Genomic DNA, 26,114 nt, shown 5'->3' with positions numbered 1-26,114 from the left:
GCGCCTCAGCCGAGGGTGACGATCTCGGGCTCGAGCCCCCCGGGGCCGAGCTCCAGCCGCGCCAGCGCGATCGGCAGGGTGAAGCGCCGCGGCCCCGCGCTGCCCGGGTTGAGGTAGAGCACCCCACCCTGCCAGGCGATCTTCGGCTGGTGCGAGTGGCCGCTGACGACGACCGAGACGCCGGCCGCCGAAGGGTCGAGGTCCAGCTCGGCGAGGTCGTGGATCAGGTAGAAGCCGAGGCCCCCCAGCTCTCGGTGCTCGGTCCAGGGGAGCGCCCGGGCCCAGCTCCCATCGCAGTTCCCCCGCACGGCGTGGACCGGCGCGATTCGCCGCAGGCCCGCGAGGATCGCGTCGCCACCGATGTCCCCGGCGTGGAGGATGGCCTCGCAGCCCTCCAGCGCGGCGAGGACCTCGGGGCGCAGCAGGCCGTGGGTATCCGAGATGATGCCGATCTTCACCTGGCCTCTACGATGCGGCCACCACCCCAACCCGGGCAACTTTTCCGCCCGTCCCGGGCAGGCCTCACTTGCCCAGGCAGAAGTCGCCGAAGATACGATCTAGGAGCGCCTCGGGCAGGGCGATCCTCCCGAGGATCCCGGCGAGCTGCCGGCGGGCCTCGCCGAGCTCCTCCGAGAGGGCGTCGAGCCCGCCGCCCGCCGCCCGCAGCGCCTCGGCCTGCTCGAGGGCCTCGAGGGCGATGCCGGCCGCCGCCTCGTGCCGGGCGAGGGTCAGCACCACCCCGGCCTCTCCCCCGCTCCCCTCCCCGGCCGCGCCGAGTGCCCCGGCCAGGGCCTCCCGCAGGGCCCCGAGCCCCTCGCCGGTGAGCGCCGAGACCGGCAGCGGGTGCGAGGCGCCCTCCCCCGCCCGGTCGCGCTTGTTGCCCACCGGGAGGATCCGCTGCCCCTCCCCCACCTGCCCGAGCAGCTGCGCGGTGGCCGGGTCGGCGGGCGCCTCCTCGCCCAGGTCCTGAACCCAGAGGATGAGGTCCGCGGCCTCGAGGGCCCGCCGGGTGCGCTCGACTCCCTCGGCCTCGACCTCGCCCGGGGCCTCGCGCACGCCGGCGCTGTCCACCAGGGTGACGCCGAGGCCGTGCAGCTCGAGGCGCCCCTCCACCGCGTCGCGGGTGGTGCCGGGCTCCGCGTGGACGATGGCCCGGGCGTGCCCGACCAGGGCGTTGAAGAGCGAGCTCTTGCCGACGTTCGGGGCGCCGACGAGCAGCACCCGGGCGCCCTCCCGCCGGCGCCTCCCCTCTGCGTGGCTGCGGTGCAGGGCCCCGAGGCGCGCGCGCAACGCGGCGAGGTCCCGCGCCAGGGCCTCCTCGTCGAGCGCCCCGCTCTGCTCGGGGAAGTCGATCAGGGCCTCGAGGCGGGCCTGCAGGCCCTCGAGCCGCTCGAGGAGCGCGCCGACCTCCCGGGAGAGCTCCCCCCCGAAGAGAGCCCGGGCCGCGCGCAGGCCCGCCTCGGATCCCGCGGAGATCAGCTCGGCGAGGCCCTCGGCCTGGGCGAGGTCGAGGCGACCGCCCTCGAAGGCGCGCCGGGAGAACTCCCCCGGCCGGGCCGCCCGGGCGCCGGCCGCGAGCGCCGCCGAGAGCAGCGCGTCGGCGAGGAGCGCGCCGCCGTGGGCCTGGATCTCGGCGACGTCCTCTCCGGTGAAGGAAGCAGGCGCCGGGAAGCGGACGACCAGGGCGCGATCGATGAGCTCGCCCGTCGCGGGATCGATCACCGGGCGCAGCACGAGCTCGCGCGGCGCGGGCGAAGGGCCCGGGCAGAGGCGCGCCAGGATCGAGAAGGCCCCGGGGCCCGAGAGGCGGAGGATGGTGACGGCGCCGGGGCCGGTCGCGGTCGCGAGGGCCGCGATCGTGTCGCGGCCGTCCATCAGCTCGCGGCGTCGCCGCTCCCCTTCGCCAGCGCCTCGACCTTCGCCCGGTTCTTCTCGAGGTAGGCCTCGACCTGCTCCTCGCTGAGGCCGTGGTCGCGCAGGACGCCCTGGTAGATCTCCTCGAAGATCTTCGCCTGCGGTCCGCGCATCTCCCAGGAGACCTTGATCACCGCCGCGGCGAGCAGCGGATCCTTCTTCTTCGCGCTCACGCCTTGGTCTCACCCGTCTCGGCCGCCAGCCGGCGACGGATCCAGTACTGCTGGGCGATGGAGAGGACGTTGTTGACGAAGATGTAGAGGGTCAGACCCGAGGGCAGCCCGTACATGATGAGCGTGAAGAAGGGCGGCATCATGTAGATCATCGTCTTCTGCATGCGCGCCTGGGTGTCGTCGCCGGTGTTCGGCGTCGGCTGCATCTTCTGCATCAGGAACATCGTGATGCCCATGGCGATGGGCAGGAACTTGATGACCCCGGCCTCGGGCGCCGAGAGGTCGTCGAGCCAGCCGGCGATGAAGCTCGCCTGGTAGAGCTCGGCGGTGTTGTAGATGGTGCGGTAGAGCGCGATCCAGATGGGCATCTGGAGCATCATCGGGAGGCAGCCGCCGAAGGGGCTCACGCCCTCCTCCCGGTACATCTTCATCATCTCCTGCTGGAAGCGCTGCTGGTCCTTCCCGTACTTGTCCTTGAGCTCCTTCATCTTCGGAGAGATGGCGCGCATCTTCTCCATCGACTTCATGGACCAGTTGGTGAGCGGGAGGAGAACGATCTTCACCGTCACCGTGAGCAGGATGATGGAGACGCCCCAGTTCCCCACCAGATCCTGGAAGAAGTTCATCACGTAGAGCAGGAAGATCGAGAGCAGACCGAACCATCCGAAGTCGATGCTGCGCTCGAGATCGTGGCCGTAGGAGTGGAGCTGGGTCTTGAACTTCGGACCGAGGTAGCCCTCGATGTTCTTCTGGCTGCCCGGCTGCACCGGGGGCAGCTCGAGGCTCGCCCGCAGACGCCGCTCCTCGGGGATCTCGAGCTTGCAGCCCGCGCCGGGGTCCGGCTCGCCGGGGAAGACGGTCGTGAGGAAGTAGCGCGAGTCGATGCCCACCCAGCGCAGCTCTCCGGTCTGGGCGAAGGAGAGCTCGTCCTCGTCGTAGGTGCGCCGCTCGACCTCCTCGCCGTAGGCGCAGGAGGGCCGGATCTCATCCGGCAGGGGGTTGAGCATCCGGCCGAAGAAGCCGCCGGCCTTCTTCTCCTCGGGCGGACGGCGCGCCAGGTGCACCCGCGGGGAGAGCGCCTGGTCGCCGGCGACGGTGAGGGCGAGGCCCAGCTGGTAGGGCTTCTCGGGATCGAGGCTGAAGGTCTTCTCCACCGTCGCGCCGGCCGAGGTGGCCCGGAAGGTCACCGAGGACTCGGTCTTCTTCACGATCTCGTAGGAGGCGCCGGCCTCCCACTCGAGCTCGGCGAAGGTGGTCGAGAAGGGCAGGGCCTCCTTCTCGTCGACCTCGACGAGGTCCACCCGGGTCTTCTTCGTCTCGCCCTCGGCGCCGCCCTCGACCGGCCCGTCGTGCTCGAAGCGGTCGGCGAGGAGCACCCAGGAGGAGACCGCCGCGCCCTTGCTGGTGAAGGTGGCGCGGATCTTCTCGTTCTCGAGGACCACCTTCTCCTCGGGCCGCTCGGCCGGCACCTTCGCGGTGGCCTCCGGCGCGGCGCCGGCCTCCGGACCCTCGCCGGGCTCCCCGGCCTCGCCCGCGGGCGCACCGCTCTCCGGGCTGGCGGCGATCACGGCGGCCCCGCCGTCGGGGGTGCCGGCGTCGCGCTTCGTCGCCGCGCTGCCGCCGTCGGGGCTCGCGGTCTCGGTAGCGTCCGGGGGCGGCGGGAACCACTCCGGGAAGACGCGGGGCATGATGGTCTGCCAGGCGATGAGGATGCCCAGGCAGATGACGATGGCGGTGAATGTGTTGCGCTGTTGCATCTTCTAGCTTCGCGGGGGGAGGGCGGTCTCGTCCATTCCGGTGGTCGGGGTCTCGGGCAGGGCCGGCACGGGATCGTAGCCACCCCGGGAGAAGGGATGGCAGCGACCCACGCGGTAGAGACCGAGGAAGAAGCCCCGCAGCGGGCCGTGCAGCCGGATGGCCTCCTCGGCGTAGGCCGAGCAGGTGGGCTGGAAGCGGCAGGAGGGCGGGGTGAAGGGGCTGATCGCGTTGCGGTAGAACCAGATCAGCCCGAGGAAGAGCCGGCGAAAGAGCGCCGAGACGAGGGAGACGATCCTCCTCATCGGGCGAACTCCAGCGCGGGCAGGTCGGGCAGGCGCCGGGCGGCCTCGGTGAAGGCCGCGACGAGCTGCGCGTGGGAGGCCTCGAGGGCCGCGCCCCGGGCGATGAGCACCACGTCGCAGCTCGGCGGGAGGCAGCCGCGCTCCTTGCGGAAGGCCTCCCGCAGGTGACGCTTGATGCGGTTGCGGTCCACCGCGCGCTTGCTCACCCGGGTGGACACGGTCACGCCGAGGCGCCGGTGACCCAGGCCGTTGGGCAGGGCGAGGAGCACGAGGTACCTCGTCCTCACCGAGCGCCCGCGGCGCTGGACCTCGAGGAACTCACGGCGGTGGCGCAGGCGCGCCGACCTCGGCAGCCCTTGCCCACCCTCATGATCTCTTTCGTCCGGGACGGGCATGGCGTGTGTTTCGCGCAGCCAGTCCGCGGGGGGAGGAGCTACTTGCGGGTCGCAGAACGAACGACGAGGCGCTTGCGCCCCTTCTGCCGCCGACGCTTGAGCACCAGGCGACCACCCTTGGTGGACATCCGGGCCCGGAAGCCGTGGGTCCGGTTCCGCTTCACCTTGCTGGGCTGATAGGTCCGCTTCATGACTGCTACCTCTACCTCTTATGAGATGACTCGATTCGACTGGCGCCATCCACCCCGAGTTCATTGCCTCGTGTTCCCCCTGAGAGGGGCCCTCTCTGGCAAGGGTGGGGCGCGAAAAAGGGGGGCAAGTATCCACGCGGCGCAGGCGAAGTCAAGGACCCGATTCTGACGCCCGGGGGGGGAGGGGAGGGCCGGGGCCCGGAGAGCCCCCGGACCGCCTCCCCGGCCGCCCCGCCGCCACCGGAGGGCCCACTTCCCGTTGTTTCCCGGGGAGTTTCGGCCCCGGCTTGGAGCGAAATCACCCTCCGACGAGATTTCCCTTGTGTGACGTGGAGTTAGAGACCCCTCTCCACAGGCTGCCGCGAAGCGGCGCCCGCGGCCCGAGATCGCGGGACGAGATCCTTCAACGATCGTGGAGGGATCCGAGATCCTCGGAAATTGATCTTGATCGCTCTTTGAGCGCCCGATAGACATGGCCCTTCGACGGGGTGAGGAGTTGATGGGCTCCTGAAGACCGGCCCGGCCGGTTCTTCCTTTCGTTGCGCGCACCCCACCGGCGCCGGATCTCCCACGATTGCGCCGGACGCGGCCTGGGGACAGTCCGCGAACCCCTGCGATAGCTCTATCTACACGTCTACGTATTTTCAATAACTTACACCATGGTTCAAGGCTTTCCACAGCTGTGGACAACCTGCGGGAATCCACCTGAACCAGTTCGCGATCCTGGCGGAGCACTCAAGACCATGACGAGCACCTGGGAGCGGACCCTCGAGAGCATCGAGAGCCGGCTCAACGACCACGTCTTCAAGACCTACTTCGCCCCCATCCACTGCGTGGCGGAGGAGGAGGAGCGCATCGTCCTCGCGCTGCCCAACAAGTTCATCCGGGACTGGGTCATCGACAACTACCTCGACTTCATCCGCACCGAGGTCCAGGGCATCGCCGGGCGGCCCATGGAGCTCGAGATCACCGTCGAGGAGCGCCCCGAGACCCCGGCGGCGAACCCCGACCTTCCCCAGCCCCGCACTCCCCGGGCCGGGCCGGCCCGCACCGCGCCGGGCGTGCGCGAGCTCAACGAGAAGTACTCCTTCGACACCTTCGTCTGTGGCGCCTCCAACCAGTTCGCCTCGGCGGCGTGCAAGGCCGTCGCCGACGTGCCGGCGACCAACTACAACCCGCTCTTCCTCTTCGGCGGGGTGGGCCTGGGCAAGACCCACCTCCTCAACGCCATCGGCCTGGAGATCCGGCGCAAGCACCCGGACTGGAACATCCTCCTCCTCTCCGCCGAGAGCTTCACCAACGAGGTCATCGTCTCCATCCGCGAGAACCGCATGGAGATGCTGCGGCAGAAGTTCCGCGAGCGCTGCGACGTCCTCCTGATGGACGACATCCAGTTCCTCGCCGGCAAGGACCGCACCCAGGAGGAGTTCTTCCACACCTTCAACAGCCTGCACGAGACCCACCGCCAGATCGTGGTGACCTCCGACAAGCTGCCCAACGAGATCCCCGAGCTCGAGGAGCGCCTCTCGTCGCGCTTCCAGTGGGGCCTCATCGCCGACATCCAGCCCCCCGAGCTCGAGACCCGGGTCGCCATCCTCGAGAAGAAGGCCGCCGCCGACGGCATCGCGCTGCCCTCCGACGTGGCGATGTTCCTGGCCACCCACATCAAGTCCAACGTCCGGGAGCTCGAGGGCTCGCTCATCCGCATCGAGGCCTTCGCCTCCCTGACCGGGCAGGAGCTCTCCATCGAGCTGGCCGGCGAGGTCCTCAAGGACGTCCTGGCCCTGCGCAGCCGGCGCCCCGACGCCGAGACCATCCTCAGAACGGTGGCGAGCTTCTACAACGTGCGGGTCTCCGACCTGCGCTCCCACCGCCGGCACAAGCAGATCGCCCAGCCGCGGCAGGTCGCGATGTACCTGACCCGCAAGCTCACCGACCTCTCCTTCCCCGACATCGGCAAGAGCTTCGGCGGCAAGGATCACTCGACGGTGATGAGCGCCTGCAAGAAGATCGAGCGGCTCCTCGACGAGGACATCGCGCTGCAGCAGGCGGTCGCGAGCCTCGAGAAGAGCATCAACGTTTGAGAGGTGGGGGGAGCTCCGCTTCCCCACCGCCTGCCTGATAGGTGCCAGGCACTTGGTAGGCACTTGGTAGGGATCCCATGGACGTGGGATGCATCCGGGTCCGCCTGGGGTGGTACCCATCCATCGCTCTCTTCCTTTCACCAGGTTCAGGCCACTCGCGCCTTCCTACCGAAGTAGCACTCTCCAAGAGGACACCTTCCATGAAGCGCATTCTCATCGCCCTTCTCGCCGTCTCCACCCTGACCCTCGCCGCCGGCTGCAGCCGTCGTCACGTGGGCATCCCCGGCGCCGCCATCCCCTTCGCCAAGGCCGACTACACCGTGCTGGCGAACGTGAACGCCGAGGAGTGCGGTACCTACATCTTCGGGATCGACTGGGCCCACCTCTTCTCCAACGAGGCCGCCAGCATCACCGCCGGTCAGTCCAGCAGCCCCTTCGCCATCATCGGCGCTCTGCTCGGTGGTGGCATGTCCGCCGAGGGTAGCCGCGCCCTCTACATGGCCCTCGACAAGATCCCCGAGGCCACCCACCTCCTCTCGCCGCGGGTCCACACCTCGGCCAACGGCCTCCTCTTCGGCAGCATGCCGATCTTCGGCACCCGCTGCTCCATCGTGGACGCCCGCGGCGTGCGCATCGGTGAGAAGCCGATCCCGGCCTCCCAGCTCCAGTAGTCGCTGACGAAGCCGAAAGAAGAGAGGGCCGTCCCCCGCGAGGGAGGCGGCCCTTTCTCTTTGGTTTAGCGCAGCAGGCGCCGCCGCAGCTCCTTCGAGACCTCCGCCTCGGCCTCGAGGAGGTAGTCGTCGATCTGGGTGCTGTTGGGAGAGTTCACGTAGGGCTCGATGTGGCGGCCCTGGATCTCACCCCAGCGCAGGGTGCGGCCGGTGGAGACGTCGTAGAGGGCCCAGAAGATCCGGAGGCGCACGCCGGCGCCGGTCCCGTAGGTCTGGCCGACGAACCAGCCGCCGTTGTGGCTGTAGTAGTGGGTCAGGAAGGGGATGAGGAGGAGCGGGGCGCCCTTCAGATCCGGCAGGGCCGCGCGGCGGGCCTCGTCGAGCTCGCCGGGCTCGAGGTCGAAGGCCGGCAGGTTCTGGTTGTCCCGCAGGTCCAGCGGCCGCGAGCCGCGCACCTCTCGCTTCCTCGGCAGGGGCACCGCCTCGTCCGGCAGCGGCTCGATCCCGAGGTGATTGATCCGCTTCCAGATCAGCGCGTCGTCGACCGCGCGCTCGAGCCACTCGGTGGCCAGGCCGCGGTAGCGGGCCTCGTCGTTGAAGGCGATGGTCTTGGAGCGGTACTGCATGCCCCGCTCGCTCTCCACGACCACGTAGCCGCCCGCCATGTGCAGGTGACCCACGTAGTAGCCGGCCTCGAAGACGGGGTGATCGATGGGGGGCGCCTCGGCGTCGATGCCGGGGGGCGCGGCGGCCTCGACGAAGCGGGCGAGCACGACCGGCGGCGCGACGGCGATGCGCTGGACCTCGAAGTCGCTCGGCGGTCCCTGACGCACGATCAGATCCACGCTCGAGCAGGCCCCGAGGAGGAGCGCCAGGGCGAGGAGAGAGACCAGGGAGGGGAGGGGAGGGCGACGCAGGCTCGTCATGGCCAGGCTTGATAGCCGAAGGAGCCCCCGCTCGAAACCCACCGCGGAGCCGCCGCCGCATCGCTTCCTCTCTCGCCAGCCTCCCACGGATGGGATAGGGAGAGAGGCGAACGGACTCTGGGGATGTCCCGGGAGGAAAGATCGTGATCTCGGTACTCGTGCTGGAGGAGCGCAGCCACCTGCGCGACGCCCTCGGCCAGCTCATCGGCTGGAAGCAACCGACCTTCGGGCTCGCGGCCGCCTGCTCCCACCCCACCGAGATCCAGCTCCTGATCGATCAGGGCCTCGCCTTCGACGTGGTGGTCCTCGATCCCACCACGACGACCGGCCTCGAGGGCCTGAAGCTCCTGACCTCCCTCGAGCGCCCCGTGGTCGGCCTCTGCGAGGCCTGCCCCCCGGAGCTGCTGATGGCCTTCCTGCGCGCCGGGGGCAAGAGCCTCATCCTGCGTGGAGAGGGCCCCGAGCGGCTCCTGGGCGCCCTGGAGGCCGTCCTCGCCGGGGGCGCCAGCTTCTCCCCGGCGCTGGCGCGCCACCTCGTGGGCTGGGTGCTCGAGCCCGCCCGGATCCCTCGCACCGAGCGCCCCGAGCAGCTCACCCCCCGGGAGCTCGAGGTCCTCTCCCAGCTGGCGGCCGGCCAGACCTACGCCGAGACCGGGGAGATCCTGGGGATCGGCCTCGGCACGGTCCAGAGCCACGTGAAGAACATCTACCGGAAGCTGGACGTCAGCACGAAGACCGAGGCCGCCACCCTGGCCCTCGCCGAGGGTCTCCTGCCGGGCTCTCCCTCGGTCCGGAGCCGGGGCTGATCACTGGACGCCCGAGCAGACTGCTACCTTGAGGAAAAGCCACGGGAAAACCCTGTTCGAAGGGGAGGGTCCCATCTGTTGACGGTGATCTGAGCCCAGTGCTACACAAGCCGCACCCTTCCTGGATCTACGATCTCTCCACAGACACTTCTCGATCGTTCGGTCGTGATTCCGAGGACTTGAGGGTCTGTCCCTCGTGTCCACAGCCCCTACGATCCCTACTAGATCCTAAGATCCTTCTCTCTTTCTTGTCTCAACAGAGGAAGAACGAACGATGCAGATTCAGATGAGCGCCGAGGAGCTCGCCAAGGGGCTCTATCGTGCGCAAGGAATCGTCGACCGGAAGGCCACCATGCCGATCCTGGCCAACGTTCTCCTCGAGGCCAGCGAGGGGCTGCTCGCCATCAGCGCGACCGACCTCGAGCTCGGCCTGAAGGGAGAGCATCCGGTGGAGGTGGGCAAGCCCGGGAAGATCACCGTCCCGGCCCGCTCGCTCCTCGACATCGTTCGCAGCCTCCCCGAGAAGACCGTCACCCTCACCCGCAAGCAGAACAACTGGGTCGAGATCGTCTCGGGGCGCTACCGCTCGCGGCTGGTGGGCGCCGATCCGGCCGACTTCCCGGACCTGCCGGGCGTCGAGGACGTCTCCTTCGTGAACGTCGAGGCCGAGGCCCTCTCGGAGATGATCGAGAAGACCCACTTCGCGGTCAGCACCGACGAGACCCGCTACAACCTCAACGGTGTCTTCATCGAGGCCCAGGGCGCCACCGCCCGGATGGTCGCCACCGACGGCCACCGCCTCTCGATGGTCGAGCGGGAGCTCGGTGGAAAGCTCTTCCTCTCCAAGGGAGTGATCATCCCCCGCAAGGGCCTCTCCGAGATGCGGCGCCTCCTCGGCGAGAAGCCGGGCACCGTCAGCCTGGGCTTCTCGGGCAGCAACGCCGTCTTCCGCAGCGAGGGCCTCTACCTCGTCATGCGCCTGGTCGACGGTCAGTTCCCCGACTACCAGCAGGTCATCCCCGACTCGGGCAAGCACCCGCTGACCGTGGACCGCGAGGCCCTGCTCTCCACCCTCAAGCGCGTCTCCCTGGTCTCTCCCGACCGGGCGCCCTCGGTGAAGCTCGAGCTGGGCAAGTCCACCCTCACCGTGATCTCCGAGAACCCCGACCTCGGCGAGGCCTCCGAGGCCCTCGAGGTGGGCTACGACGGCCCCGAGGTGAAGGTGGGCTTCAACGCCAAGTACCTCATCGAGGTCCTCGGCGTGCTCGGGAGCGAGCGGGTGATCCTCGAGGTCGCCGACGAGCTCTCGCCGGGCCTCGTCAAGGCCGAGGACGATCCGGGCTTCACCGCGGTGGTGATGCCCATGCGGATCTGAAGTCGCAGCGATCCAAACCGAGCGGGAGGCCCTCATGAGGCTCGCAGGGAAGTGGTCTTCACTCCTCGTCCTCGTCCTCTGCCTCGCGGCCTGTCCGCCGCAGGCGGAGGAGGGTCTCGGCGAGGCCGAGCCCATCGCCGCGCCGGTGGAGGCCACGCCGGTGCTCTTCTCGGCCGTCGAGGCGCAGGTCCCCGTGGGCATGAGCAGCTACCAGGTGCTCCTGATCGAGTGGGAGGGGATGAAGCCCCACACCGGCATCTTCGAGCGCTTCGTCCGCGGCCACTGCTACGTGCGCGCCAGCTACACCTTCGCCGAGGGCGGCAGCCTGGTGCAGACCCCGCCCCTCTATCGCTCGGCAGAGGCCGGAGCGACCCTCGACCCGAAGCTCGTCGTCTACGGCGAGGCCCTCGAGGCGGCGGTGGGGAAGGGGCGCGAGAAGAGCCGGGTGCAGCGGGACTCCCTCGGCGCCCTCTCCTGGGTTTGGCAGGAGCAGGAGAGCGGCCGGGAGAAGATCTGGACCTTCACCTACCCCGAGGGTGAGGTCTGCGTGCCGCCGGGCGTCCTCGCTCGCGAGATCCTCCCGGCGAAGCTCAAGCCCGCGCTCCTGAAGGAGGGTCCCCTCCCGGGTGAGACCCCCAGCGATCCGAGCCAGCATCCCCTCGCGCCGGTCGTCGTCGATCCTCCGGCCGCGACGGACGCGAAGTGAGCGGGAGGCTGCTCGAGCACCGCGTCCGGGACTTCCGCAACCTCGCCCGGGTCGAGGTCGAGCTCTGCGAGGGGCTCAACGTGCTCCTCGGCGCGAACGGCCAGGGGAAGACCAGCTTCCTCGAGTCGATCTACTTCCTCTCCACCCAGCGGGCGCTGCGCGGCTCTCGCCTCGTCGAGCTGGTGCGCATCGGCGCGGAGCGCTCCGAGATCCAGGCGAAGGTCGTCGGCGAGCTCACCTCGCACCTCACGCTGAAGGTGCAGGCGGGCCGCCGTCAGGCGCTCATCGGAGAGAAGGCCGAGCGCTCCCTCTCGCGCTGGTCCTCGCTCCTGCCGGTGATCGCCTTCACCCCGGACGATCTCGCGGTGGCCAAGGGAGGACCCGCCGAGCGAAGGCAGTGGCTCGATCGCGCGGTCTTCGCCCGCCGGCCGAGTCACCTCGAGGCCATCCGTCGCTACCGGCGCGCGGTCGCCTCGCGCAACCGGCTCCTGCGCGACGCGAAGCCAGGCCTCGAGCACGCGCTCGCCAGCTTCGATCCGGTGGTGGCGCAGGCCGGGGCCGAGGTGATCCAGGGCCGCCGCCAGGTCACCGACGAGCTCACCCTCCCGATGGTGCGCATCCTCGAGACCATCGTGGGCACGAAGGTCGAGGCGGCGATGGTCTACCGCTCCACCGCCGAGGAGGGGCAGGAGCCCAGCCGCGCCGCCGCCGAGCTCGAGGGACGCCTGATGGAGGCGCTGCGCCGCCACCGCGCCGAGGATCGCGCGCGCCGCCGCACCTGCGTGGGTCCGCACGTCGACGAGATCGAACTCTCCCTGCACGGCCGGCCGCTGCGCACCTACGGCAGCCAGGGCCAGCAGCGCAGCGTGGTGCTCGCCCTGAAGATCGCCGAGATCGAGAACCTCCAGGAGCGCGCCGGCGTCACGCCCCTCCTCCTCCTCGACGACATCTCCAGCGAGCTCGATCCGGAGCGCAACGCCCACCTCCTCGACTACCTCCAGCGCTTCCCCGGCCAGGCCCTGCTCACCACGACGGATCTCTCCCACCTCTCCCCCGCGCGACTTTCCGGCGCCCGGATCTTCCAGGTCGAGGAGGGGAGGGTGGAGCCGCGGGCCGAAGGCGGGAATCCTTCCTGATTCCAAGGGGTTGGAACCATGCTCCGGGACCCCTCCGCGCTTGAGGAAAGGGGGGTCCGGTGCTAGGATACGCCCCGCCGAACGGGTAGCTAAGTACCCGGAATTTCAAACGATCCGCGAGCGTGGGGGCAGCCGGATCGTGGAAGGGAACAAGAGCTTGGAGTCCGTCAAGCCAAAGGCCGAGGTCGAGCAGTACGGTGCCTCTTCCATCAAGATCCTCGAGGGCCTCGAGGCGGTCCGCAAGCGGCCCGCGATGTACATCGGCTCCACCGGTGCGCCGGGCCTCCACCACCTCGTGTACGAGGTCGTCGACAACGCGGTCGACGAGCACCTCGCCGGGCAGGGCACCACGATCGACATCTGCATCCACGTCGACAACTCGATCACCGTCGTCGATCGGGGCCGCGGCATCCCGGTGGACATGCACCCCACCGAGAAGGTCAGCGCGGCGCAGGTCGTCCTGACCAAGCTCCACGCCGGCGGCAAGTTCGAGAACTCGGCCTACAAGGTCTCCGGCGGCCTGCACGGCGTCGGCGTCTCCTGCGTGAACGCGCTCTCCGTCCTCCTCGAGGTGGAGATCCACCGCGACGGCCGGGTCTGGCACCAGGTCTATCAGCGGGGGGTCCCCAAGGCCCCGCTGAAGATGATGGGCGAGACCAACCACACCGGCACCAAGGTCACCTTCAAGCCCGACCACGAGATCTTCGAGGTCCTCGAGTACAGCTTCGACACCCTCGCCGGCCGCCTGCGCGAGCTCGCCTTCCTCAACGCCGGCCTGAACATCAAGATCAGCGACGAGCGCTCGGGCAAGGAGGCCTCCTTCCTCTACGAGGGTGGCATCAGCTCCTTCGTCGAGCACCTCAACGAGAAGCGCGTCGGGCTGATGAAGGATCCGATCCACCTCCAGGCCGAGACCGAGGACGACGTCATCGTCGAGATCGCCATGGCCTGGAACGACGCCTACGACGAGCGGATCTACACCTTCGCCAACAACATCCGCACCGTCGACGGCGGCACCCACCTGGTGGGCTTCCGGGCCGCGCTCACCCGGACCATCAACGCCTACGCCACCAAGAACAACCTGCTGAAGAACCTCAAGGACAACCCCTCCGGTGAGGACATCCGGGAGGGCCTCGCGGCGGTGGTGAGCGTGAAGCTCCCCCGGCCCCAGTTCGAGGGGCAGACCAAGGGAAAGCTCGGCAACTCCGAGATCAAGGGCGTCGTCGAGTCCATCGTGAACGAGCGCTTCGGCGACTGGCTCGAGGAGCACCCCCCCGAGGCGAAGAAGATCGTCGGCAAGGTGGTCGACGCCTGCCGGGCCCGGGTCGCCGCGCGCAAGGCGCGGGAGACCGTGCGCCGCAAGGGAGCCCTCGACTCCAGCTCGCTGCCGGGCAAGCTCGCCGACTGCCAGTCCAAGGACCCCAGCGACTCCGAGCTCTACATCGTCGAGGGTGACTCGGCAGGTGGGTCCGCCAAGCAGGGGCGCGACCGCCGCTCGCAGGCGATCCTCCCGCTGCGCGGCAAGATCCTCAACGTGGAGAAGGCCCGCTTCGACAAGATGCTCTCCAGCAACGAGATCACCACGCTGATCACCGCGCTGGGCACGGGCATCGGGCACGACGACTTCGACATCGAGAAGATCCGCTACCACCGGATCATCGTGATGACCGACGCAGACGTCGACGGCAGCCACATCCGCACCCTGCTGCTCACCTTCTTCTTCCGGCAGATGCCCGAGGTGGTGGAAAAGGGCTACCTCTACATCGCCCAGCCGCCCCTCTACCGGGTCGCCCGCAAGAAGAGGACCGACTACCTCAAGGACGACGAGGCCCTGCAGGACTACCTCCTGCGCCTGGCCGGCGAGAGCGCCCACCTGGAGCGGGGCGCCGACGGCGGGTCCTCCACCGTCGAGGGGGCGGCGCTGCAGGACCTCCTCGAGTCGGTGCTGACCTACCGCAAGATCCTCGATCGGGTGGGCAAGCGGAGGGACGGACGGATCGTCGACGCCTTCCTGCGAGCCACGGACCTCGACGGCGAGGTCCTCTCCGACAGCGCGGCCGTGAGCAAGGCCATCACCGAGGCCGAAGGGTATCTCGAGCGCCGCTATCCGGACGCCCGGGCCCTGGTGAGCCAGAGCCACGACGCCGAGCACGACCGCAAGCAGATCAGCGTGCTCACCCGCATGGCCGGCGTCGAGCGCGAGACCGTGCTCTCCTGGGAGTTCCTCGGCTCACCCGAGTTCAAGGAGCTGCGCCAGCTGGCCAACGCCTTCCGGGTGCACGGGGAGGGGCCCTTCCGGGTCCTCTTCGGCGGCTCGAATGACGCGAGCGAGGCCGAGACCCTCGACGCCGCGGTCGACACCATCCTCGAGGGCTCGAAGAAGGGCCTCTCGGTCCAGCGCTACAAGGGCCTGGGCGAGATGAACCCCGACCAGCTCTGGGAGACCACCATGGATCCAGAGACCCGCACCCTCCTGCAGGTGCGGGTGGACGACTCGGTCGAGGCCGACTCGATCTTCAGCGTCCTGATGGGCGATCAGGTCGAGCCCCGGCGCGAGTTCATCGAGCGCAACGCGCTCGACGTCGCCAACCTGGATGTGTAGCTCCCGCTAGGGAGCTGCACGTCCTCGGCTACTCCTCCTCGTCCTCCTCCTCGGGAGGGGCGGGCGGCGCCTTGCCCGGCTCGCCGGGGAAGTAGACGACGACCTGGGTCTTCATCTTGGCGAAGAGCTTCTTGTCGAGGCCGGCCGCGAGGGCGTCGAAGACCACGACGTGGGGGACCGTCGGCATCATCGAGTTCAGCTGGCTCTGGCCGCCCTTCCAGAAGACCCACTGGAAGCCGTGCTCCTCGGTCTTGTTCCAGCCCTTCAGCTTCTCGCTGTAGAAGGCGACGACCTCCTTCTTGGAGGCGGGAGAGAGCAGCTGCACCGCCGGGAGGGCCCCCTCCATCCCCGGGCCGAGCTGCATGGCCACGCAGCCCGGGCAGAGGGGCGCCGGGACCTTCGAGGCGTCGGGCATGTCCTTCTTCATCTGCTTGACGATGGCCGTGTAGAGCTGGTCACCGTAGCCCGCGGGCAGGGTGGGCGTGGGCGCGAAGGGCTCGGCCGTGGCGAGCGCCGGCAGCAGCAGGGAGAGGGCGAGCAAGGGCCTGATCATCCGGTTCATCTAGCGACCTCCGGGAAAAATGGGCTGAGTCTCGTCCACCTTCGACGAGGAGCGCGACGAGATAATCATCGGATGGCCGGAGGTGTCACGGAGAAACGCGAGGTTGCCGGTGGGGGCGCCGTCGAGGATCACCGCCGTCAACCAGTAGTGGTCCCGGGTCGGTGAGACGACGTAGTAGAAGGTCCCGGCCAGGTCACCGTCGCGGCCGGCCAGGCGTGCCCCGAGGCCCCGTTCGCTCACGTGCTGGTAGGTGAGGCGCCGCCCGCGTCCGGTCCAGGGCGTGGGGCCCTCGGGGAAGCCCGTCCTCCCGGCGAGGACCTCGAGGCTCTCGGGGTAGCGCCCCTCCTGCCGGTAGCGATCCTTCAGCAGGACTGCCAGGGTGTTCAGGTGGCCGACCACCTCTGCCCGGGGGTGGAGCGCCGAGATCTCGCGCGCCCCGGGGTTGCCCACCATCCAGTAGGCCAGGAGCGCGCTCATGAGGCCCCAGACGCCGGCAGAGAGCGCGAAGGAGGGGCGCTCCCCGGCGAGGGCCCGCCCGAGGGCGAGGGCGCCGAGGAGGGCGAGGAGGAGTTCGAGGCCCACCAGCCAGAAGTCGCGCGGCAGGCCGGGGAGGTAGGTGACCGGCTCGCGATAGAAGAGCAGGAGCGCGCGGGCCGACGAGGCGACCACCAGGCCGCCCACGGCGACGCAGCCCAGATAGAGGCCGGCGTTGATGAATGCCAGCTTGCGCGAGGGCGTCCTACCGGAGGTCCGATTGACAGCCATGGAGCCGCTAGCCTACCAGATAGCCATGATGCGAACGGTCCTCCTTCTCTCCCTCTGCGCCCTCCTCGGTGGGTCCACCCCCGCCCGTGCCCAGGAGGCGAAGGAGACCCCGGCGAAGCCGCCCATCAAGAAGAACCTCCCGGCGACCCGGGTCGCCGGTGACGACGAGGCCCCGGCCACGGTGACCGGCGATCCGGGCGAGGACAACGACGTCGAGACCTACCAGATGGACAACAAGCTCGACCTCGGCAACGTCGGCCTCTTCCTGCCCGACGCGCAGTGGAAGAAGCTGAAGACCGGCATGCCGAAGATGAAGGTCGGCGGCTGGGCCGAGTACGAGATCACCCACCCCCAGTTCAACCTCGGCTCGATGCGCCTCTCGGTGGTGCCCCAGGACGGGCTGCCGGGTCCGAGTTGGCGCATCCTCGAGATCCTCTCCATCGACGGAACCGGCGACAAGACCTACGTGAAGATCGCCTTCCAGAAGGCCTCCTCCGACCTGCGCAACGCCCGGGGCATGATCATGAAGCCCGCCGGGATGCCGCCCCTGGTGCTGCCCATCGGCAACGACCCGGAGCAGAAGTTCCAGGACGCCTTCTCCATCAACGTGGAGGTCTCGGACACCCACCTGCCGAAGGTGAAGTACCTGGGGAAGAAGACCATCGAGGTGCCCGCCGGAAAGTTCGAGACCTGGCACTACCGCTTCGACGGCAAGCGCCCCGACGGCAAGGCCTACAGCTCGGAGATCTGGTTCGACGTCGTGGGCATCGTGCCAGTGCTGCGGGTGGTTCGCGCCACCGAGCAGGACACGGTGATGGAGCTGAAGGCCAAGGGCGAGGGGGCGAAGTCGGATCTGCCCTACCTGCCCGTGGGCAACTGAGCTCGCTTCGCTCGCAGCTATCAGCTGTCAGCTGATAGCCGACGCGAGCGTACGCGAGCGTCAGGGAATCGGCAGGCTGAAGACGAAGTAGAAGCCGTCCACGTAGATCTGGAAGGCGTTCAGCATCTCCGGCATGAAGCGCATCACGAAGGGCGACGCGACCAGCCCGGCGGCCAGCAGGTAGGCCGACATGATGGCGTACTCGGTGGCGGCCTGGCCGCGCTCCGAGGAGAGGCGGGAGAGCAGCTTCCGGATCGTCTTCATCGCGCTGCCTCCGGCGCCGCCTCGGGCGCGTCCGGATCGATGGGCACCTCGTGGAGGAGGTAGACGAGGCAGCCGCGGCGCTCGGCCACCGACTGCACGCCGATGCTCACGATGTCGCCCTCGGGGCCCGCGAAGCGCATCAGGCCGTTCTCGCCGAGGGACTCGGGGACCACGGCGCCCTCGAGCTGGCGGAAGCCCAGGGCCGGCATCTTCGCCCGGTAGAACTCGGACATGCCCAGCATGTCGAGCTCGGTGAGGAACTGGGCCGAGGTGGCGACCTTGCCTCCGTCCTGGGAGCGGAAGGTGGAGAGGTTGGAGGCGTCGGGCGGCAGCGGCACCTTCAGGCTCGAGACCTCGCGGCCGGGGCGCAGGGGGCCGTCGGCGACGTTGGGGATCACCAGCGAGCCCTCACCGTCGGCGAGGATCATCACCTGCACGAAGCGCCCCTCGTCGTTCATCACGCCCACGTAGTCGGCGTTGCCCACCTGGTAGCGGTGGACCTCGCCGCCGACGGCCGCGGAGAGCACCTGCTCGTAGTGGTCGGCGACCACCTCGGGGGCGTCGTCGGTGAAGAACTGGTGCATGTCGACGCGCTGCCCGTTGATCGAGAGCCCCCGGCCGACCCGGGTCTCGGCGACGCCGGGGTAGGCGGGGAGGTCCCCGTGGAGGAGGGGCGTGACGGCCCGGGGGGCGATGGCGCTCGAGGAGGCGATGGTGCCCGGGTCGAGGGCCAGGCCCAGGGCAGCGGCGCCGCCGCAGAGGACGAGGGCCAGGGACTTCAGGATGAGCTTACGCATGGCCTAGAACCCCGGAAGCTGGAAGCCGCCGCCGAAGGTGTTCAGGAGATCCTGGATCCCGCCCTGAACGGCATCGACGCCGTCACCGCAGCCGTCGTAGTTGCGATAGTCCCCGGGCTCGCCGTCTTCCTGGACGTAGCCGTCGTAGTAGTGACCGCGGCAGCCGTAGGAGAGGAAGTAGTCGTTCTCGTACTGGTGGTTGTAGAGCTTGGTGTTGGGCGGGTACTCCGACATCGACCAGGGCCGCGAGAGGCTGACCATGCCGCCGGCGCGCTGGTGCCACCAGGTGACGGTCCGGCCGCCGTAGCTGCCCTTGGAGATGGAGTAGGGCAGGGACCAGCGGCTGTGGTCGATGCCCGGGTTCGGGTTGTCGCCCAGGAAGATGTTCTGGCCCCAGCGGTGGCCGAAGCGCGTGATCTGGCTCTGGCTGCTGGTGGGCGAGAAGCCCTGGATGCCGTGGCCGGACTTCGCCGGCGCCCGCATGGTGGTCGGGCCGGTGGTGGCCCGCTTCACGGTGATGGGCTCGGGGAGGCCGAAGAAGGCGAAGACCTCACCCAGGGCGTCCATGATGCCGGTGTTGGTCAGCTTGAAGTAGGCGACCGGCCGCAGCTGGGCCTCCAGGGCCGACTCGGCGATGTCGTAGGTCTGCATCGGGTTGGCGGTCTGCCCGGCGCGGCTGCCCACCCGGCGGTTCTTGTTCGGCCAGCCCTTCCAGGTGTCGTAGATCATCACGTGGTGGCTGGCGATCGAGAAGCCGTTGTCGCCGGAGAAGCCCTCGCTCTCGCCCTCCTGCGCCCGCACCTCGGTGTTGAACATCATGAAGTCGGGCACGATCTTGTTGTCGACCTGGAAGGTGACCTCCGAGCGCGCCTTGCCGCGGGTCGGCAGGTTCATCCAGGCGAGGACCGAGTTGATGGTGGCGTCGATGCCGCCGATCTCGCTGGTGCTGTCGTCGTCCGGGACGCCGCCGGTCATGTCGACCTCGAGGGCGTCGGTGTAGGTGTTCGTGATCCGCACGTTCTCGATGCCGATCATGTGCAGGGTCTCGGCCGCCTCGATGTCGGTCGAGCGCAGGTTCGCAAACCGCGTCTCCATGTCCTGCTTGATGGAGTTGCCGTCCCGGTAGACGGTCGACTCCCAGGTCATGAAGCGGGAGGCCTCGAGCGTCTTCAGCTTCACCTCGATCATGTCGGTGAAGAAGATGCTGTAGAGGAAGATGATCATGATCGAGGGGACCATGATCGCGAACTCGGTGAGCCCCGAGCCCTCTTCCTCCCGCAGGAGGCGCTGGAAAATCCGGGTCGTCATGACTCTCGCCTCCATCAGTGCAGGATGATCTCGTCGCCGAAGTTCGCCAGGTGGGGGATCTCGCCGATCATGGCGTGGTGCGCCACCGGGTCGAGCTTGGCGGCCCAGAAGGGGTTGAAGAAGTTCGGGTGCTCCTTCCACTCACCGGGGCGGTGGTAGTAGGAGCGCGCCACCGAGAGGGCGTTGAAGCCCGGCATCAGGCTGGAGATGAAGGAGGACTCGTCGGTGACGTCCACCTCCAGGTTCAGCGACTTGTTGCTGCCCCGGCGGTTCTGCCAGGCCCCCGAGCCCACCTCGACCTTGGTGTCCATCCCGTAGCTGCGGTGGGCCGTGTCCTGGAGCTTGTTGAGCTTCTCGTCCGGCTTGCTCACCAGCATCATGAACTGCGGCTGGTGGAAGACCTCCCGCCACTTCGGCGAGGGGTTGAACTTCATGAAGGGCGTGATGCCGAACCAGTAGTACTTCTTCTCCTTGAGGCGGTTGAGGCCCGGGAAGGCCTTGAAGGCCGCCTTGAGGATCTCGCGCACCGGGGCGGTGATGGCCTTGCCCAGCTTGCAGCGCCAGTTCCACTTGCCGCACTTCTTGTCCTTCACCTGCAGCTGCTCGAGCTCGCCGCCCTTCTTGTAGTCGGCCAGCACGAAGGAGTTGTAGGTGATCTTGAACCAGTACGAGGGCGCGTAGAGCCGGATGTAGAACTGGTCCACCGAGAAGATCATGTCGTGCCGCGAGTTGCTGCGGGACCCCATGCCGGTGGTGGCGTTGTGCTCGGTCCGGGCGCTCTTCTTGAACTCGATGCCGAAGCCCAGGATGCCGATGTTGATCCGCCACTTCCGGCCGAGGAAGGGCGTGCCGTTCTTCGAGATGGTCACCCAGGGATGGCGGCCGGCGTTGATCAGCTCGTTCATGATCAACCGCCCCTCGTTGCCGCGGTCCTGACCGGCGGCGTTCTTGATCTGGGGACCGTTGGTGTTCTTGACGTTGTCGAAGTTGCGGTTGGCTCCGTAGACCGGGACCAGGGCCATCGTCGACTTGAAGTCGAAGGCGTTGTAGACGGCCATGCCGTTGAAGCCCTTGATGAGCACCTGGAAGACCGAGCCGGCGTTCAGGTTGCCCAGGTCGACCCCCGAGACGGCGTCGGGGTCGTTCTCGTAGACGATGCCCGAGTTCTGGAGCAGCTGCGCTGCCAGCACCCCCAGCATGCCCATCTGGAAGAGGAAGTAGGCCCCGTTGACGATGTTCACGATGGGCAAGACGACCGCCACCACGATCCGCAAGGCCTTGGTGACGATCTCCAGCGCCTTCTCGATGAAGGTCATCACCTGTGAGAACACGGGTATGGGTATGTATTTGAGGAGCCCCGCCAGCCTCCCCAGCGTGTTGTTCACGTAGATGCAGAAGGAGAGGTAGGCCACCATCGTCAGCGCGGTGTTGTAGTGCGCGATCATCGCCCGGTTGGTGTAGGCGAAGAAGTTGAACGCGCGCGCCTGGGTGGCCGCCAGCGAGTAGGCCGCCGCGTCGGCGGTGTTCTGCAGCTTGATCTTCTCGTAGGCCGCCTCACCGATGCTGATCGTGGTCATCACGGCCAGGGCCAGGACCAGCATGGAGACGGCGCCCAGGACCAGGGTCTGGCCCTCCTCGTCTCGGCGAAGCCGATGGATCATCAGAAGCATCGGTCAGTTCCCCTCGAGGTAGGTGCGGTACAGGTTGGACTGCATCCGCATCGTGTAGTGGGTGTTGATCGGGATCCGGTACTCGCCCGCGACCCGGTACTGGAGGACCACCCGCAGGTCGTCGTCGTCCCCGGACTTGGCCGCGGCGCGGGCCAGGATCTCGGTGTGCGAGCCGATCCCCGTGCGGCGCCCGAGGATGGTGCGCTCGGGGTTCGCGAAGGCGACCGTGCCGTAGGCGGCCATCGCGTCCGCGCGGGAGGCCATCCACATGTAGTGGAGCATCCAGTTCGCGAAGGGGATCCGCATCTTGTAGAAGTACTTCACCTGCACCGTCAGCTGGTTCGCGATGGCCGGCTGGGTGCGGAAGTCGTCGAAGTCGATCTGCTGCTGGTTGAGGTGCTGCTGCTGATCGACGATGCCGAGGCGGTCGCCGATGTTGGGGTCCGGGTGATCCAGGATCTCGACCTGGACCATCTTCATGCTGCCGAGGATGTCGAAGCCGATCATGTCGGCCAGATCGGCCCCGAACTGGGCCAGCAGGGCCTTGGAGAAGACCGTCTGGAAGAGGTCGCCCCAGTTGTCGGAGCGGCCGAGGGTGGGCAGGACGGAGAAGAAGGCGGCGCGCTCCATCTTGTCGACGTCGCCGTTGTAGACGATCCCGGAGCGCGCGGCGTTGTAGGCCGCGTACTCCGTCGCGATCCGGGCATGCTGCAGCATCGAGAGCTGGACGATGCCCAGGATCAGGAAGACCATCATGGGCAGGATGATCGCCTGCTCGACGATCACCTGACCCTGCTCGCCTCCTCCAAGAACGCGCCGGTCGTGCATGGTGTAAGACTAGGTGTGCAAAGGAAAGGGGGGGTATCGGTCACCTGGACGGACGAGGGGGTCCCCAGGAGGCCTAAGTGCCTGAAATCACTGATCGCCCCTTCATGACGCTCCTCGACTTGGCGCGAGGCCGCCTCCTCCGGCAGGATGGCCCGCGTTTTTTCGGGCAAGACCCCATTTCTCTTCTTCAGGAGCAAGGAATGAGAACCGAGATCATCGCCACCGGTCGCTACCTCCCCGAGCGCGTCGTCACCAACGCCGACCTGGAGTCCAGGATGGACACCTCCGACGAGTGGATCCGGCAGCGCACCGGGATCCAGGAGCGGCGCTGGGTCGAGGAGGGGAAGGGCATCGGCGGCTCCGATCTCGCCGTCGAGGCCACGAGGAACGCCTGCGAGAAGGCCGGGATGGACGTCTCCGAGATCGAGATGATCATCTACTGCACCCTCTCGCCGGATCACTTCTTCCCGGGCTCCGGCTGCTTCCTCCAGGAGAAGCTGGGCCTCAAGAACGTGCCGGCGATCGACGTGCGCAACCAGTGCTCGGGCTTCCTCTACGGCCTCTCGGTGGCCGACGCCTGGATCCGCACCGGCACCTACCGGCGCATCCTCCTGGTGGGCGCCGAGGTGCACTCCACCGGCCTCGACGTCTCCACCGAGGGGCGCGACGTGGCCTGCATCTTCGGGGACGCCGCCGCCGTCGCGATCCTGGGCCCCACCGACGATCCCGACCGGGGCCTCCTCGACATCACCCTGGGGGCCGACGGCCGCCACGCCCGCGACCTGTGGATCGAGTTCCCCTCCTCCAAGAACATGCCCCAGTTCGACCCCTCCGTGGTCGAGGAGCGGCGGCAGTTCCCCTCGATGCAGGGGCAGAAGGTCTTCAAGAACGCCGTGGTGAAGATGCCCCGGGCCCTGCAGGAGGTGATGGAGCGCCAGCAGGTGACGCCCAAGGACCTGCGCCTCTTCATCCCCCACCAGGCGAACCTGCGGATCTCCGAGGCGGTGCAGGGCATCCTCGGGCTCTCCGAGGATCAGGTCTTCAACAACATCCAGAAGTACGGCAACACCACCGCCGCCAGCATCCCCCTCTGCCTCGACGAGGCGGTGGAGCAGGGGCGCCTCGAGCGGGGCGAGCTGCTGGCGATGGCGTCGTTCGGGGCGGGCTTCACCTGGGGCGCCGCCCTCATGCGCTATTAGGGGCGCCCGGGAAAAGCCGTGTACGTTCACGTGCACGTCCACGGCCTTTCCTCTTGAGTCCTAGAGCTCGGAGACCGAGGCCATCAGCTCGGCGGCGAAGTCGCGGCGGAGCTCGATGAGCGAGCCGAAGCGCGTGGGCGGCCGGGTCGTCATGATCGAGCCCTCGGGCGTGTCGAGGCCTCCCTCGAGAACATCCCCGTCGAAGATGACGTTCTGGACCGGGGGCGGCTGCGGCGCGGGCTGGGCCGCCGCGAGGGCGGGGGAGGCGAGCAGGGCGAAGAGGGCCAGGGCGGCGAGAACACGCATCTTTCTTCCTCCGGGAAGGTGAGGACACACCGGTGCCTTCCTCTCTTTACGGACGAGGGGAGGGAAGGATCTGGCCCTCGCTTGTGGCCGGGCGCGCGGGCCGCCTAAAGTCGTCCTCATGCACCTTCGAGCTCTCGTCGTGACGATCTCCCTGGGGAGCCTCTGCGGGCTCACGATCTGTGGCTGCGGGAGCGATCCCGAGCCCTACGGGACCCACCGCCAGGCGCTGGTCACCGAGCCGACCTGGACGGCCCTGAACCTGGTCGGGCAGAAGCCCCCGGCGCGCTTCGATCACGCGATGGCCTACGACTCCGACCGCGAGGTGGTCGTCCTCTTCGGCGGCACCGTCGACAGCGGCACCGGGGACTTCGAGCTGCAGGACACCTGGGAGTGGTCCCTGGCGAACCGCAGCTGGACCGAGGTGGGCCCGGTGACCTGCACGCCCACCTCCTGCCCCCCGAAGCGGCACGGCCACGCGATGGTCTACGACCCGACCCTCCAGGGGGTGGTCCTCTTCGGCGGGCACTCCTACACCGCGTGGCTCAACGACGTGTGGATCTGGAAGAACGGCGCCTGGCGCGGCGTGGACCAGAGCGGCACCACCCCGCCGGCCATCCGCCACAACCACACCATGGTCCACGACCCGGTGGGCTCGGGCGGACCCCTGATCTGGATGCTCGGCGGGAGCGTGAACAACAACACCCAGTCCGACCTCTGGGTGTTGAGCGTGACCGACGGCGGCGGGATCCCCACCGCCTCCTGGACCAGCCTCGGGGACGCGACCCTGCCCGACCGCTACGGCCACGCCATGGCCTACTGGCCGCAGGCCGACGCCGTCTACGTCTTCGCCGGGCGCTCCTTCAACACGATGGGCGTGATGAACGACCTGTGGAGGATGGACCGGGGCGTGAACTGCACCGACGTCTCGCCGGTGACCGTGCCCCAGGTCGATCCGCCCCGCCGCTATGGCACCAGCCTGGCCGCCTACGGTGACGTCCTGGTCGCCTTCGGCGGGATGGACGCCACCCTGGTGGATCCCCTGGGCGACACCTGGGAGGTCACCGAGGCGGCCTGGGTCGAGATCACCCCCGCCGGCAGCCCGCCCATGGCGCGCGGGGACGCGGACATGGTCGCCACCGCCGACGGCCTCCTCCTCTTCGGCGGCCGCGGACGGCCGGGGGGCGGCGCGATGACCCCCCTCAACGACACCTACCTCTACGAGCGGCCGGGGCCCGCGCCGGTGGACGGCGGCACCCCCGACGGGAGCGCGCCGGACAGCGGGACCCCGGACGGCAGCGCCCCGGACGCGGGCGGCGCCGACGGCGGCGCCGATCCGGACGGCGGCCCGACCTACCCGGTGCCGCGCTACGACTGCTCCAGCGCCGGCGGCGGAGGGCTGCTCCTCCTCGCCCTCGGCCTGATCGCCCTCTTCGCCCTCTCGACCCCCGCGCGCCTGCGCGCCCTGGGCCGGCGCCTCGGAGCGCTCTTGCTCCTGGGGGCCCTGGCGGCGCCCGGCGGCGCGGCGGCCCGCGAGGAGGACGAGCAGGGGCGCCCGAAGATGCGCCTGGCCTTCCTCGGCCTCTCCCCCGGCGGCGGCGCGAACGTGGACCTCGGCCCCGACGCCCGCTCGCTCTCGGAGTTCGTGCAGTCGGAGCTGGGCAGCCTCGACATCTACGACGTGATGGGCCACGCGGAGGTGAGCGGCCTCCTCTCCCTGGAGGAGCAGCGGCAGCTGCTGGGCTGCGCCTCGGACGCGGGCTGCGGGGGCGCGGTCTCGAGCGCCCTGGACGCCGAGCGGATCCTCTCGGGCACCCTGGGCAAGGTCGGCAGCCGCTTCGTGCTGAACCTCACCCTGGTGGACCTCAACACCAAGCGCAACATCGCCCGCACCGCCCGGCACGCCCGGGATCTCGACAGCCTCCTCGACGAGGTGCGCTCGGCGCTCCTCGAGATCATCTCCCGCGACCTCGAGATCGCCGAGAGCTTCGACCGCGACCGGATCCCCGAGCGCATCTCACCGCTCTGGGAGACCCCGGCCGAGGGCCTCCTCCTGGCGCCGCGCCTCGACCTCGAGGTGCTGGCCCAGACCCGGATCGGAGACGCCGAGAACTGGGGGCTCGGGGTGGGCGTGGGCCTGCAGCTGGGCTGGCGGATGGGGCGCGCCGGTGTCGCCACCACCCTCCTGCTCAAGCCCCTGGGCGTGCGCCTGGCCGGCCGCTTCCACCCGGTGAGCCTCTGGCGCTTCCTGCCCTACCTGGAGGGTGGCCTGACGGTCTTCTCCGACTCCCTCTCCACCCGCGCGGGGCTCGGCTTCGAGCTCGACCTGCGCCCCTTCCGCCTCTTCTTCGATCTCGCCTACGAATACGGGATCACCTCCTGGGCCACCTCGGCGGGCACCTCGGTGCAGGCCTACCTGCACGACTCCCTCCTGGTCGGCGGAGGCATCGGCTGGTCATTCTGACCGGGGCACCTTTTGCCTTTACAGCCCCCCGGACC

26 protein-coding genes are annotated in these 26,114 nt (G+C 68.8%); 10 read left to right on the top strand and 16 right to left on the bottom strand.

Annotated elements, in window-relative coordinates; all coding sequences use genetic code 11:
- Positions 1-5: 5 nt before the first annotated feature.
- The 7 genes from P1V51_05740 to rpmH all read right to left on the bottom strand — a co-directional run bounded on the left by P1V51_05740 (position 6) and on the right by rpmH (position 4,733).
- On the bottom strand, positions 6-458 hold the full coding sequence (locus P1V51_05740; protein MDF1562522.1) for a metallophosphoesterase family protein: 453 nt from the start codon (positions 456-458) through the stop codon (positions 6-8).
- A 64-nt stretch (positions 459-522) separates the two neighbouring features.
- Positions 523-1,875 (bottom strand): tRNA uridine-5-carboxymethylaminomethyl(34) synthesis GTPase MnmE, encoded by a 1,353-nt coding sequence (mnmE, locus tag P1V51_05735; protein ID MDF1562521.1) that lies wholly within the window; start codon positions 1,873-1,875, stop codon positions 523-525.
- The gene (locus P1V51_05730; protein ID MDF1562520.1) at positions 1,875-2,087 is read right to left on the bottom strand and encodes a hypothetical protein; all 213 of its coding nucleotides are present in this window, start codon (positions 2,085-2,087) and stop codon (positions 1,875-1,877) included. Before P1V51_05730 ends, mnmE begins: the two co-directional genes overlap by 1 nt.
- Positions 2,084-3,844 (bottom strand): membrane protein insertase YidC, encoded by a 1,761-nt coding sequence (yidC, locus tag P1V51_05725; protein MDF1562519.1) that lies wholly within the window; start codon positions 3,842-3,844, stop codon positions 2,084-2,086. Before yidC ends, P1V51_05730 begins: the two co-directional genes overlap by 4 nt.
- 3 nt (positions 3,845-3,847) lie before the next feature.
- Complete coding sequence (yidD, locus tag P1V51_05720) at positions 3,848-4,147, bottom strand: membrane protein insertion efficiency factor YidD (protein ID MDF1562518.1); 300 nt, start codon at positions 4,145-4,147, stop codon at positions 3,848-3,850.
- Positions 4,144-4,542, bottom strand: coding sequence for a ribonuclease P protein component (rnpA, locus tag P1V51_05715; protein MDF1562517.1), 399 nt, complete (start codon positions 4,540-4,542; stop codon positions 4,144-4,146). Before rnpA ends, yidD begins: the two co-directional genes overlap by 4 nt.
- A gap of 38 nt (positions 4,543-4,580) precedes the next feature.
- Entirely contained in the window at positions 4,581-4,733 is a 153-nt protein-coding gene (gene rpmH / locus P1V51_05710) for a 50S ribosomal protein L34 (protein ID MDF1562516.1), read from the bottom strand.
- Between the two features lie 743 nt (positions 4,734-5,476).
- Between rpmH and dnaA the strand changes: the two genes are divergently transcribed.
- Complete coding sequence (gene dnaA / locus P1V51_05705; GenBank protein ID MDF1562515.1) at positions 5,477-6,817, top strand: chromosomal replication initiator protein DnaA; 1,341 nt, start codon at positions 5,477-5,479, stop codon at positions 6,815-6,817.
- Between the two features lie 200 nt (positions 6,818-7,017).
- Positions 7,018-7,488 carry a hypothetical protein gene (locus P1V51_05700; protein ID MDF1562514.1) on the top strand — a complete coding sequence of 157 codons (471 nt, stop codon included), beginning with the start codon at positions 7,018-7,020 and terminating at the stop codon, positions 7,486-7,488.
- 65 nt (positions 7,489-7,553) lie between these two features.
- Here P1V51_05700 and P1V51_05695 read toward each other — a convergent pair whose 3' ends face one another.
- Positions 7,554-8,414: a hypothetical protein gene (locus tag P1V51_05695; protein MDF1562513.1), complete on the bottom strand. Its 861-nt coding sequence runs from the start codon at positions 8,412-8,414 to the stop codon at positions 7,554-7,556.
- A 143-nt stretch (positions 8,415-8,557) separates the two neighbouring features.
- Between P1V51_05695 and P1V51_05690 the strand changes: the two genes are divergently transcribed.
- The 5 genes from P1V51_05690 to gyrB all read left to right on the top strand — a co-directional run bounded on the left by P1V51_05690 (position 8,558) and on the right by gyrB (position 15,039).
- On the top strand, positions 8,558-9,220 hold the full coding sequence (locus P1V51_05690; protein MDF1562512.1) for a response regulator transcription factor: 663 nt from the start codon (positions 8,558-8,560) through the stop codon (positions 9,218-9,220).
- 274 nt (positions 9,221-9,494) lie between these two features.
- Positions 9,495-10,595: a DNA polymerase III subunit beta gene (gene dnaN / locus P1V51_05685; protein MDF1562511.1), complete on the top strand. Its 1,101-nt coding sequence runs from the start codon at positions 9,495-9,497 to the stop codon at positions 10,593-10,595.
- A gap of 34 nt (positions 10,596-10,629) precedes the next feature.
- Positions 10,630-11,301, top strand: a complete 672-nt coding sequence (locus P1V51_05680) for a hypothetical protein (GenBank protein MDF1562510.1) — start codon at positions 10,630-10,632, stop codon at positions 11,299-11,301.
- Positions 11,298-12,437, top strand: coding sequence for a DNA replication/repair protein RecF (locus P1V51_05675; GenBank protein MDF1562509.1), 1,140 nt, complete (start codon positions 11,298-11,300; stop codon positions 12,435-12,437). The genes P1V51_05680 and P1V51_05675 overlap by 4 nt, the downstream gene beginning before the upstream one ends.
- A 157-nt stretch (positions 12,438-12,594) precedes the next feature.
- Positions 12,595-15,039 carry a DNA topoisomerase (ATP-hydrolyzing) subunit B gene (gyrB, locus tag P1V51_05670; GenBank protein MDF1562508.1) on the top strand — a complete coding sequence of 815 codons (2,445 nt, stop codon included), beginning with the start codon at positions 12,595-12,597 and terminating at the stop codon, positions 15,037-15,039.
- 28 nt (positions 15,040-15,067) lie between these two features.
- Here gyrB and P1V51_05665 read toward each other — a convergent pair whose 3' ends face one another.
- Together P1V51_05665 and P1V51_05660 are read right to left on the bottom strand one after the other, a co-directional pair.
- Positions 15,068-15,592: a hypothetical protein gene (locus tag P1V51_05665; GenBank protein MDF1562507.1), complete on the bottom strand. Its 525-nt coding sequence runs from the start codon at positions 15,590-15,592 to the stop codon at positions 15,068-15,070.
- Positions 15,593-15,601: 9 nt separating this feature from the next.
- A complete protein-coding gene (locus P1V51_05660; GenBank protein MDF1562506.1) occupies positions 15,602-16,366 on the bottom strand; it encodes a hypothetical protein in 765 nt (254 codons plus the stop codon).
- 25 nt (positions 16,367-16,391) lie between these two features.
- On the opposite strand from P1V51_05660, the gene P1V51_05655 reads away from it, so the two are divergent.
- Positions 16,392-17,246, top strand: a complete 855-nt coding sequence (locus tag P1V51_05655) for a hypothetical protein (GenBank protein MDF1562505.1) — start codon at positions 16,392-16,394, stop codon at positions 17,244-17,246.
- Positions 17,247-17,306: 60 nt separating this feature from the next.
- Here the strand turns inward: P1V51_05655 and P1V51_05650 are convergent, their stop codons facing one another.
- The 5 genes from P1V51_05650 to P1V51_05630 are packed head-to-tail and all read right to left on the bottom strand — an operon-like array spanning position 17,307 to position 22,113.
- Complete coding sequence (locus P1V51_05650; protein MDF1562504.1) at positions 17,307-17,510, bottom strand: hypothetical protein; 204 nt, start codon at positions 17,508-17,510, stop codon at positions 17,307-17,309.
- Positions 17,507-18,307, bottom strand: a complete 801-nt coding sequence (locus P1V51_05645) for a hypothetical protein (GenBank protein MDF1562503.1) — start codon at positions 18,305-18,307, stop codon at positions 17,507-17,509. The genes P1V51_05650 and P1V51_05645 overlap by 4 nt, the downstream gene beginning before the upstream one ends.
- Before the next feature lie 3 nt (positions 18,308-18,310).
- Positions 18,311-19,615 carry a hypothetical protein gene (locus P1V51_05640; protein ID MDF1562502.1) on the bottom strand — a complete coding sequence of 435 codons (1,305 nt, stop codon included), beginning with the start codon at positions 19,613-19,615 and terminating at the stop codon, positions 18,311-18,313.
- A 14-nt stretch (positions 19,616-19,629) separates the two neighbouring features.
- Positions 19,630-21,276: a pilus assembly protein TadG-related protein gene (locus tag P1V51_05635; protein MDF1562501.1), complete on the bottom strand. Its 1,647-nt coding sequence runs from the start codon at positions 21,274-21,276 to the stop codon at positions 19,630-19,632.
- A gap of 12 nt (positions 21,277-21,288) precedes the next feature.
- Positions 21,289-22,113 (bottom strand): pilus assembly protein, encoded by an 825-nt coding sequence (locus P1V51_05630; protein ID MDF1562500.1) that lies wholly within the window; start codon positions 22,111-22,113, stop codon positions 21,289-21,291.
- A gap of 200 nt (positions 22,114-22,313) precedes the next feature.
- On the opposite strand from P1V51_05630, the gene P1V51_05625 reads away from it, so the two are divergent.
- A complete protein-coding gene (locus P1V51_05625) occupies positions 22,314-23,312 on the top strand; it encodes a ketoacyl-ACP synthase III (protein ID MDF1562499.1) in 999 nt (332 codons plus the stop codon).
- A 60-nt stretch (positions 23,313-23,372) separates the two neighbouring features.
- On the opposite strand, the gene P1V51_05620 is transcribed toward P1V51_05625, so the two are convergent.
- Positions 23,373-23,618, bottom strand: coding sequence for a hypothetical protein (locus P1V51_05620; protein ID MDF1562498.1), 246 nt, complete (start codon positions 23,616-23,618; stop codon positions 23,373-23,375).
- 118 nt (positions 23,619-23,736) lie between these two features.
- On the opposite strand from P1V51_05620, the gene P1V51_05615 reads away from it, so the two are divergent.
- A complete protein-coding gene (locus P1V51_05615; protein ID MDF1562497.1) occupies positions 23,737-26,079 on the top strand; it encodes a kelch repeat-containing protein in 2,343 nt (780 codons plus the stop codon).
- Positions 26,080-26,114 lie beyond the last annotated feature (35 nt).

It is taken from the genome of Deltaproteobacteria bacterium (assembly GCA_029210625.1).
Classification (GTDB): Bacteria; Myxococcota; Myxococcia; order SLRQ01; family SLRQ01; genus JARGFU01.
The sequence above is the reverse complement of the archived record's forward strand: the minus strand, read 5'-3'. Positions and strand labels throughout refer to the sequence as shown.